Genomic DNA, 12,050 nt, shown 5'->3' on the forward strand with positions numbered 1-12,050 from the left:
CGCAGCGACACCTTCACCATCGGGACAGTGTCGTTCCCGGTCGTGCCCTACCTCGCCAGCAACGGCACCACGGGCAACCCGGATCCGTACCACGACCTGCGCGCGTGGCGTTCGACCGATCGCGACCTCTACGTCAACGTGGGCGGCAGTCCGCAGCGCACCGCGAGGAACGTCGCCACCTCGGTGACGAACGAAACCGTGTTCATCGAGCAGATCGGCAGCCTGAACAACGGGCTCGCGACCATCCGGATCACGGCGTTCGGGTACTCCCGCACCTACGCGAACGTGCAGCGCATCCACGCGAACTTCGGCGACGGCGTCGACAACCTCGTCATCGACCCGAGCGTGGAGATCCCGGTCACCATCGACGGCGGGTCCGGCGACGACACGATCCTGCTGCAGGGCTCGAGCTCCGGCAGCGTGCTCAGCGGCGGTTCCGAGAACGACACGATCACGGTCACCGGCACGGCGAGCGCGACCGTCAACGGCGGCACGGGCAACGACATCCTGCGTCACACCGGCTCCGCCACGGTCACGCTCAACGGCGACGACGGCAACGACCAGCTGTTCGGCAGCAGCATCACCGACATCCTCAACGGTGGCGGCGACAACGACACGCTCTCGGGTCTGGCCCGCCGCTACGACGGCGGGTCCGGCGACGACTCCATCACAGCGACCGTCGCGGTGTTCACGTCCGGCGACACGCAGGTCGTGATCGGCGGGTCCGGCACCGACTCGCTCACACTCTCGCTGAGCGGCGGAGCGGACCTGCTGACGGTCGCCAACCCGGCCACGAGCACGCTGAGCCTCGACCTCGGAGGCGTCGTCAAGACGACCTCGGGGATCGAGCGTCTCATCGTGGACGCCGGCGCGGGAGCCGACCAGATCACCCTCGACGACATCACCGGCAACTCTTCGGGCCTGACGCGGGTCGACGTCGCCCTCGGTACCGGCAGCACGGATCTCGTGACCGTCCGTGGCTCGAACACGGCGGGTGACACCTTCGCGGTCACGACCGACAGCGGCCAGACCAAGGTCACACGCACGTCTGGCGCCGCGTATGCGGTCTGGATCTCGGGCGGCGTGCGCGGCCAGGGCGACGCGCTTGTCGTGGAGGGTCGTGGCGGCGCCGACTCGATCTCCGCGGCCGGCGTCACGGCGAACCAGCTCGCGCTGACACTGCGGGGCGGCACCGAGAACGACACCCTCGTCGGCTCGATGTTCGATGACGTCATCGACTCCGGACTCGGCGACGACACGGTGACCGGTGGGGCCGGTCAGGACCAGTTCTTCGACGAAGGGGGCAGCGACACGCTCGTCGAGGCCTTCGCCACCGGCGATTTCGGTCTCTACGGCAGCCTGTTCGTCGTGGGGCTGGCCGTCGGCACCGACTTCGGCGTGGGCTCGATCGCGGAGGATCTCAAGGGCATCTTCGAGACCGCGCGCCTGACGTCCACTGGTGGCGGGGCGACCACGATCATCGTCGGCGACGCCGACGGCACGGTCACGGTCGCCGGGTCCGCCCGCGCGGCCACGCCGTGGACCGGGACCGCGTACCTCGACGCCGGGCCGGGCGCCGACCTGGTGCGCATCGAGCTCACCCGCTCGACCGGCCTGGCCGTGCACGTCGTCGACACATCCGGCGCCGACCGGCTCGAAGTCTGGGGCTCTACCGCTCCGGACGATCTCATCGTCGACGTGGTGGCCGCGCCACCGGCGGGGACGCAGGCGAACCGCATCCGCCGTGTCGCGTTCGACGACGCCGGCGTGATGACGACGCTCGGAACGATCACGCACTCCGGCGTGGAGCTCGTCGAGCTCCGCACGCTCGCCGGCGGCGACCGCGTGGCCGTGCAGGCGATCCAGGTCGAGCACCGCATCTTCACGGGTGAGCACACCGACCGTGTCGCGGTGGGCTCGCGGGCCGCCGGCGCCGGCAGCACGAACACCACCTGGACGAACACGGGTGGAACCGTCAACGCGATCGCTGCGCTTCTGGTCGTCTCCGGCGGCTCCGGCCCGGGCGCGATCCTCGGTGCCGACCTCCTCGCCGTGGATGACACCGGCGACACCGCGCCCAACACCGGCGAGCTGACCGCCGATCGCATCACGGGTCTCGGCATGACCGCCGGCATCACCTACTCGGGCTTCGAGGCGCTGACGATCGACCTCGGCTCCGGCGGCGACACGTTCACGATCCACTCCACCCACACCGGGACGACGACCCTCACCACGTGGAACGGCGCCGACACCGTCATCGTGCGCGGCGTCGCGGGCGCCACCGCCATCAGCACCGGGGAGGGCAGCGACACCGTACGCGTGAGCTCGACCCTCACCGGCATCGGCGGTGTCCTGACCGGCATCACCGCGCCCCTCGCCATCTCGGGCGGCTCGGGCACCGACACGCTGTTCCTCGACGACGCCGCGACCGTGCTCGATCGCATCGGGGTCGTCAGCAGCACGTCGGTGGCGGGACTGGGGATGACCGGAGGGATGCCGCGGCCCAGCCTCGTGCAGGTGGTCACCGTCGCGGGTGCGGTCGACGGCCGGTTCGCCCTCGCCGTCACCGGCCTCGGCACGACCGGGCAGCTCGCCTTCGACGCGACCGCAGCGCAGGTGCAGGCGGCGATCGCCGCGCTGGTCGGCGCGGGCAACGTCGTCGTCACGAAGGCCGGCACCCGCTGGACCGTCGCCTGGACCGGCGCGCTCGCGGGAGCCGCGGGGTGGGCGCGTCTGCTCACGATCACCGCGGTCGCAGGACACCCCCTCGTGCCGGCGGGTGCTTCCGTCACCACCGGGACCCTCGCCATGACCGACGGCCGCGTCGACTATGCCGCGTTCGAGACGCTCGATCTCACGCTCGGTGCGGGCTCGGACGTGCTCAACGTCGACTCCACCCACGCGGCCGCGACGACGGTCCGGGCGGCAGACGGCGACGACCGGGTGTTCGTGGAGGCGCTCTCGGGTCCGACGACGGTCCTCGGCCAGAACGGGGCCGACTGGCTGGTGGTCAATGCCGCGCCTGGGCCTGTCGGCATCAACCCGATGGACGGACAAGTCCTCGACCTCGACGGCGGCGCGCACTCCGACCACTTCGTCATCGACCTGTTCGGCGTCGGCAACAGCCGGATCAACACGCGCGACGTGGCCGACGGCGGCACCAACGTCCTCATCGTCAACGGCTCGTCGCTCGACGACACGTTCCTGTTCCGCCGGAACGCGACCCGCGCCCTCGTCGCGGCGCTCTCGCAGCCCGCTGCGACCTCCGGGCAGTTCGGCTCGGCCGAGAAGGTGACCTACGGCACCGAGATGACGGGCGGCGTCCTCGTCAACGGCCTGACGGGCGACGACACGTTCGCGTTCGACGACACCGCCTCGGTGCTCACGGTCGACGGCGGGTCCGGCAACGACCGCTTCCGCTTCGGCCAGCTCTACACCGCGTACGTGCCCGACAGTGAGTTCCCGGCATCCGCCTTCTTCTCCTCCACACGCGGCCTGCTCACGCGCGGCGTGTCGTTCACCGCGAACGTCTACGGCGGGACGGGCGATGACACCTTCGAGGTGTTCCGCAACGTCGCGACGCTCAACCTGTACGGCGACGCGGGCGACGACACGTTCGTGATCCGCTCGTTCGTGGGCGAGTCGGAACTGACTTCCCTCAACGCCGGCGAGGGGCGCAACTTCATCCAGTACGCGTCGAACGCCCCCGTCAACATCGACGGCGGCGCAGGCTACGACCTCGTGGTGATCATCGGCACCGAGTTCGGCGACACCTTCGTGATCACGTCGGGCGGCGTCTACGGCGCCGGCCGCGTCATCCGGTTCGTCAACGTCGAGCGGGTCTCCATCTACGGGATGGAGGGTGACGACGTCTTCCACGTGCTGTCGACCAACCCGGCCGTCGAGCTGTCGATCTTCGGCGGGCTGGGCTCCGACCGCATCGAGGTCGGCAGCGCCGCTCCGGCCGTCCAGGCGAACGACCTGCTGGGCCACACCGGCCTCATCCGTCACGAGGTCGAGAGCACGGTGGCCAACAGCGCCTGGGCGCTGTTGCCCGTGGACGGCATCTCCACCGAGATCATGGACAACGATGAGCCGACCGTCGTGGTCGCGCCCGTCAGCGGTTCGCTGGTCCTCGCCGAGGGCGGAGCGACGGGTGCCGTGACCGTGCGTCTCACGCGCACTCCGAGCGTCGCGGTCTCGGTGACGCTCTCCGGCCCGGCCGTCGACCCGAGCTCGACGAGCCGTGCGCGGGCCATCGAGCTGTCGCTCGACGGCGTGTCGTGGAGCACGTCGGTGACCCTCACGATCGGCGACACCGCTCAGCGCACCGTGTTCGTGCGGGCGACGGCCGACCTGGCTGCCGAGGGTGAGCGGTTCGCTCCCATCGACGCGATCGTGGTGGGCGGCGAGTACAGCGGAGCGCTCGTCGCGACGACCTTCGTCCGCGTCATCGACGACGACGCACCCGAGGTTCCTGTCGTGCTGCCCGACGGCGGCATCCGTGTCGTCGAGCCGGTCGATGCCGCAGGCACGGGGGGCACCACCGCCACCTACGAGGTCCGCCTCACCGCGGCGCCTCAGGGCTCGGTGACCGTGCGCGTCTCGGCGCCCGTCGGCCTCCTGCTCTCGACGAACGGCATCACCTGGTTCTCGACGCTCGACCTCGTGTTCGTCGCCGCCGGCGCGCGCACCCTGTACGTGCGGGCAATCGACGACACCGCCGTGGAGGGCCAGCATGTGCAGGCCCTCACTGCAGCGATCCTGTCGAGCGACCGCCGCACCGGCACCGTGGCGGGGGCAGGCGGACTCGCGAACGAGTTCGCCTTCTCAGGCCTCGTCGCGGCTGCCGGCTCGCTGAAGGGCCACCTCATCACGATCACGAGCGGTCCCGCCGCGGGCCAGGTGCGCCGCATCTGGAACAACACCGCGACCACGATCGAGATCGAAGGCGAATGGGATGCCGCTCCCGGCGCGGGCGCTTCGTTCACGATCGTCGGGTACGCGGCACCGCTCACCGACAGCGAGCTCGTCGGCACGGTCGTCGCGATCTCGGCCGATCGGCGCACCGTGACGCTCTCGGGCGTCACGCTGCCCACCGCGGCAGGCGGTCTGAGCGGCTCGCTGCTGCGTCTCGTCGACGCCAACGGAACGGCGGCCTACCGCACGATCGCGGGCAACACCGCGACGACGATCACGGTCCTCGATCCGTGGGGTACCAGCCTCGCGGTGGGCGGACGGGTCTACGTGGCGGAGCTCGCGGGCACCGTCGTCGATCGCGTGAGCGTGCTCGTGCACGACGGCGACTCGGCGGGCGTCGTGATCACGCCTACGGGTGGCGACCTCCGCCTCGTCGAGGGCGCGACGACCGGGCAGTTCGGCGCGACCGCGTCGTACACCGTACGACTCACCAGGGCCCCCGCGCCCGGCGAGACCGTGCGCGTGACGCTCAACGCGATCGCCTCGTTCACGCTCGACATCGGCGGCTCCGACTGCGGGCTGCCGAACGGCTGCCACGAGCGCCAGCTCGAGATCTGGAACGGCAGCGCCTGGGTCTCGTCGCTCACCCTCGCCTTCACGGCCGCGAACTGGGCATCGGCCGTCATCGTCACGGTGCGCGCTCTCGACGATGCGCGGGTCGACGGCGACGATGTGCAGGAGTTCGCCGATGCCGCACGCCGCGTGCACCTCATCCAGGGTCCGCTGTACGTGTCCGGCGGCGACGACCCGAATCCGCCGGTGTCGCTCGAACTCGACGACTACCTGCCGATCGTGCTGCCCGGCGAGAGCTCGGGCCACCCGACTCCGATCACCGCGAGCACCGGGGAAGCGATCGAGTCGGCGCAGGTGGACGTCCTGGTCGTCCACAACGAGGACAGCCCGGCGAGCGACACCGGCACTCTCACCGGCGACCGCATCACCGGCCTGGGCATGGCGGGCGACTATTCCCTCGCCGGCCGCCCCGTACTCGGCGGCATCCGCTACGCCGATTTCGAGGACCTCACCATCCGCCTCGGATACGGTGACGACCGGTTCACCGTCGAGTCGACGCACGCCGGCACGACGACGATCGACGCGGGTCCCGGCGACGACCTCCTCACGATCCGCACGATCGACGGCCACACCCGCGTGATCGGAGGTCCGTCGAGTGCGGCCGCGCCGCTGTACGGCAACACCGACGACGACACGTTCGCGGTGGGCACAGCATCCGGTGTCCTGGATCTGCTGGCGGCCCTGCTGGTGCTCGACGGCGGCGTGGGGACGGATGTCGCGAACCTGAGTGACGCCGGCGACGCGAACGCCGACCTCGGCTGGCTCACGCAGGACACCCTCACCGGGCTCGACATGGCGCCGCGCACCGCCGTCGACGCGCTCGGTCGTCCGCTCGACCGCCTCTACTCGGTCACGCCACGCGGCGGCGCGTTCACCGTCATGCTGTCGCAGGTGCAGGGAGGCGTGGCCACCGGCATCGGCGCGATCACCTTCGCGGCCGGCACGTCGGCCGAAGCCGTCCGCTCGGCTCTGCAGTCCCTCCTGTACCCGCACACCGCCGGAGCAGATCCTGGCGTCTCGATGAGCTGCGGCGAGCAGGATCGCACCCGCTGCGCCGGGAGCGTCTACGTGTGGCTCGTGGGCGGCACGTACCTCATCGGCTTCCGCGGCGAGGTCAACGAGGACCCGGCCGACCCGATCACGATCCGGCTGGCGGCCCTCGGCGCAGCAGTGGCTGCGCCGGCGACGGATGCCTCGGCGCAGGCGGGCATCCGCTACATCGGGCTCGAGACGCTCAACCTGGCGCTCGGCTCGGGCAGCGACGTGCTCAACATCCGCGGCACGCTGCCGATCACCAACGTCTCGTTCGGCCTCGGCGACGACCGCGTGTACATCTCCTCGCGGGCCGACGTGGGCGTCGCCCAGAAGCCGCAGTTCCTCGCCGGCGACCTCGACCTCATCCAGGGCACGCTCAACCTCGACCTCGGCGCCGGCCGCCACACTCTGCTCCTCAGCGACGAGGGCGCGGGCGCCGGTGACACGAACGTTCTCATCACGGATGCTGCCGCCGCCGGCATCGCCCGGGACGCGGCGCTCGCCCCGAACGGCGAGATCTTCGTCACCGGGCTGGCGCCGGCCGGGATCTCGTGGCGCGCCGCGGCCGACGGCACCTTCGCCGACGGCATCCGCATCTGGTCGGGCGGCTTCGCCGACACGATCCTGATCGACGGCACCCACGTGCGCGCCGGCGTGCGGACGACGACGTGGCTGAACACCGGGCTCGGCAACGACACCGTCACCGTGAACCTGTCCGCGGCGGAGGACGACTTCTTCGTCCTGAACACGCAGGGCCCGAACGACAACGTGATCGGGCTCGGCACCGACGTCGACGACGGCGACGAGCCGCTGCGCGCCGACATCGTCGCCGGCATCACCGTCACCCGCGCGGGCGTCACGACGACGATCGACCCGAGGCTGTATGTGGTGTCGTCCCGCCTCGACACGGCGGGGCTGTTCGACTCCTTGCTGCCGGGCGACGTGGTGACCGTGCTGCTCCACCTGACGACGTGGGCGGTCCAGTCGACCGGCACCTACACGCTCGGCGCCATGGGCGACCTCGTCGGATACCGCGTGTGGGTGAACGGCCGCCTGCTCACGGCGTCCGAGCTCTCCGTGAGCGGCGGGATCCTGTCGTTCGCCACGGCGCCGCAGCGCGACGGCTCGGCGGCGCATGTCGTGATCGAGGTCACCCGGTCGTCGACCGTCGCCGCGGTGATGCCCGCGTCGGGCGCGATCCTTCCCGCCGGCACGACCGACGACGACGTCGTCAACGGGCACGCGTCGACGCTGCCGCTCGTCATCTTCGGCGGCATCGGCGCCGACACGCTCCACGGCGGCACAGGCGGCGACATCGTGTTCGGTGACCGCGGGGTGGTGCGGTGGGTCGACGCGGCCGGCAACGTCGTGGCGGAGTCCGGCCACGGCGGGGTCGGCGACGTCACCGACGGCGCCGTGCGCCCGCTCGGCTGGCTCGCCACGGTCGACCCGACGATCGGCGGCGCCGACGTCATCTCGACCGGCCTCGGCGCCGACATCGTCCTCGGCGGCGCGGGCGGCGACACGATCACGACGAACCGCGGCGAGACTCCCACCGCCTCCGACGGCACCGGCATCGTCATCGGCGATCACGCCTCGATCGACTGGGCGATCGACGGCGCTCCGGCCGACATCGACCGCGTGTGGTCGATCGCCCCCGCTCTCGGCGGCAACGACACGATCACCACGGGTCGAGGCGACGACCTCGTCATCGGCGGCACCGGCGGCGACACGATCGCGGTATCGGACGGGCGCAACATCGTCATCGGCGACAACGGACGCTTCACCGCCGACAGCGGACCCGCCACTTCGCTCTGGAGCGGCGTGCCGCTCCCGGCGGGCCGCATCGAGACCACCGACCCGGCGATCGGCGGGGCCGACACGATCACATCGGGCGCCGGCATCGACCTGGTGCTCGGCGGCGCCGCCGGCGATGTCGTGGCCGCCGGAGCGAGCGCCGACATCGTGCTCGGCGACCACGGCCTGCTGCAGCTGGCCGTCCGCGCGAGCGCGCTCCACGTGATCAGCCTGGGCATCACCGACAACGCGGTCGGCGCGGGCGACACGATCCGCGGCGAGGCGGGCGACGACATCCTCATCGGCGGCACCGGAGCCGATCGGATCGACGGCGGCGCGGATCGCGACCTGATCTTCGGCGACAACGTCTCGCTCGACCGCTCGCTCACGTTCGGCAACCACACGAGCCCGCGCTTCCGGGTGCTGAGCAACGGCCAGATCTACAGCACGGATGCCTCCACCGCCGGCACCGCGAACGTGACGGCAGACTGGCAGAACGACCCGGCAGGTCCGACCGCCTGGAGCGACTTCCGCATCACCCTGCTCGATCACGAGCTCGGCACCGCGGCGGACCGGTTCGATGCGGACGACATCGCCGGGGGCGCGCACGACGACACGATCTTCGGACAGCTCGGCAACGACATCATCCAGGGCGACGGATCCATCGACGAGGCCGTGAGCGCTTCGCGCAACGCCGCCGGTGATCTCGTCCTCGACCCCTCGGTCGAGGCGGCGAGCGACGGCGACGACTACATCGAGGGCGGCGGCGGCTCCGACGTGATCTTCGGAAACCTGGGCCGTGACGACATCGTCGGCGGCAGCTCCGACCTGTTCTCGCTCGCCACGCCCGACCGGCGGCCGGACACGGGCGACATGATCTTCGGCGGCGCGGGCACCGACGTCGGCCGCAACGACGACACGGCTCTGCACGGCCGCGACTCCGACAACATCGTGGGCGACAACGGCCGCATCCTCCGCCTCGTCGCGGCCGGCGCCGGCGGCGCGACCCAATACCGCACCTTCACCTATGACAACTACACCGGCGTCGGCGAGATGCGCCTGCTCCCGCGCGCCGTCGTGATGCTCGACTACACGCCGGGCGGACCGGACTTCGCCGCCGGGGCGCTCGCGAACGACATCGGCGGCGCCGACGAGATCCACGGCGAGTCGGGCGACGACACCGTCTACGGCGGCCGCGACGGCGACGTCATCTTCGGCGATGCGGGCGACGACGACCTCGTCGGCGGATGGGGCCACGACTGGATCTCGGGCGGCACCGGCGTCGACGGCATCCTCGGCGACGACGGTCGCATCTTCACGAGCCGCAACGGCACCACCGAGCCCCTCAACGGCGTGACCACCGCGAGCGTGCAGGTGGAGATCACCACGCCTGGCCGTGTCCAGGTGGCGACCCTGTTCCCGACCGGACAGCTCACCAAGCGCGTGGACCTCACCCCCTTCGCGGCCAACGGCGACGTGTTCGACGTGGACTTCACGCCGCTGTTCGCCAACGACGTCATCTTCGGCGGCTGGGACGCCGACTTCATCCACGGCGGCTCGGGCGACGACGCGATCTCCGGCGCGGAGGCGCTCACGCTCGGCTACGGCGTGGGTGGCAAGCGCAGCGACTTCGCCCGGCCGTTCAACGACGGCACACTCCTCGGCTTCGACCCCGTCACGGGCGAGTTCGACCGGTACGACGAGTACTTCCCGATGCGGAAGGTCCTCATCAACGGCGGAGAGTGGTTCCTCAACTTCGTCCACACCGAGGGCCGCCTGGTCACCGGCTGCTCCGCGTCGAACAACCAGGGGACGTGCACGGCGACCAGCACGGTGGCCTCCGACGGCGACGACATGCTGTTCGGCGACAACGGCAACGACTGGATGGTCGGCGGCACCGGCCGCGACACGCTGTGGGGCGGCTGGGGCAACGACCTGCTCAACGTCGACGACGTCCTGACGACCGCGGCCGGCGAGAACACCCAGCCCGACACGCACGGCACCTACGAGGATCGCGCCGTCGGCGGCGCGGGCCTCGACGTGCTCGTCGCCAACACCGGCGGCGACCGGCTGATCGACTGGGTCGGTGAGTTCAACAGCTACCTCGTCCCGTTCGCGCCGTTCGGCCTCGGAACCGTGAGCCGCCAGGTGCCGCCCGCACTGTTCGACTTCCTGTACGCGCTGTCCGCGGCGCAGGGCGCGGACTTCACGGTCGCGCAGCTGTCGGGGCCGACCTACATCCCGCGCAACGGCGAGCCGTACGGTGAGATCGGCCTCGTCACGCAGAAGGACCCGCAGTGGCAGGACCAGACCGGCGGCCCGCGCGATCCGCAGCCCGGAAACGTGCCGGGCGGCAAGCGCGACGTGCTGCGGTCCGCCGGGTTCACCGACGGCGCGGAGGACTTCTTCGCCGACTCCGGCGTGTTCCAGGTCCAGGGCGGCGCCCTCACGGTCACCGCGGCCTCGACCACCGGCGACGCCGTCGCGGTGTACTACATCGACCAGTACCTGCCGATCTACTTCGAGATCCACGCGCAGGTGTACCTCACCAAACCGACGGGCGGCTGGAAGGCGAATGCCTACGTCATCTTCGACTACTTCTCCCCCACCGACTTCAAGTTCGCCGGCGTCGACCAGTCCACGAACAAGCTGGTCATGGGTCGTCGCACGTCGGCAGGATGGATGGTCGACGTCCAATCGGTCGTCACCGGCGGGGTGAAGTCGAACAAGTGGTACACGATGATGGTGGCGGTCAACGGCACCACGGTGAGCGTCGTGCTCGACGGCACCACCGCGTTCACGCACACCTTCGCCCCGCGGATCATCGACGGCGAGGCGGTCGGCCTCAACAAGGGCTTCGTCGGCGTCGGCTCCAGCCAAGCGCGCGGGCAGTTCGACAGCGTCTCCGTCCAGGTACTGCCGCCCACCATCACGTACGACGTGACCGAGGACTTCACGACCGGCCCCGGAATCGTCGGCCAGGTGCCGAGCGGCGCACTCGTACCCGGAACCGGAACTGTGAACGGCGCCGTGGCCGACGGCAGGCCCGTGGTCGGACTCGCCGGCATCGGCGGCACGGTGTCGCCCAACGCCTACCTCGAGATCACCCAGGCGGTCACCCTGACGGCGGGCTCGCGCGCGGGCCTCGTGTACGACTACTACAGCATGTCGGACTACAAGTTCATCGTGCTGGATCTCGCGGCGCAGGCGGTCGTCTTCGGACACGTCGCCGGCGGACGCGTCGTCGTGGACCAGACGGTCAGCCGGGCCCTCACCGCCGGCACGAAGTACACCCTCTTCGTCACGATCAAGGGCGCCTCGGTGTCGCTGACACTCAACGGCGTCTTCATCGCGTCGCGCGCGTACAACGCCGCCCTGGCCGACGGGCGGTTCGGCCTCCTCGTCGCCGTGGGCTCCGCGCAGTTCGACTCGTTGCGAATACGCTCCGACGGGTATGCGCCGGGCGCGGGCATCACCGCAGCCGCGACGCCGGTCACCCCCACTGCCCCGATCCCGGAGACATCGTCTCCGCCTGCGGAGCAGACGGTCACCCCCGCCCCTACGCCCGCACCGGCGCCGGAGCCCGCACCCGCACCTGAGCCCACCCCCACCTCACCCGGCAAGGGCAAGAAGAAGTAGCGCTCGCAGTCGCCGAGCGAAGTGGC

Annotated in this window: 1 protein-coding gene (cut by a window edge); it reads left to right on the forward strand. The window is 70.9% G+C overall.

What is annotated here, in order from left to right; translation table 11 throughout:
• Positions 1 to 12,024 carry the 3' end of a hypothetical protein gene (locus tag Q9R33_RS09650; RefSeq protein WP_311293607.1) on the forward strand. The gene continues 25,431 nt to the left of window position 1, outside the view, so only the last 12,024 of its 37,455 coding nucleotides appear in the window; the start codon falls outside the window, past its left edge; it ends in the stop codon at positions 12,022 to 12,024.
• Positions 12,025 to 12,050: the final 26 nt, after the last annotated feature.

Source organism: Microbacterium sp. PRC9, assembly GCF_031844125.1.
Taxonomy (GTDB): domain Bacteria; phylum Actinomycetota; class Actinomycetes; order Actinomycetales; family Microbacteriaceae; genus Microbacterium.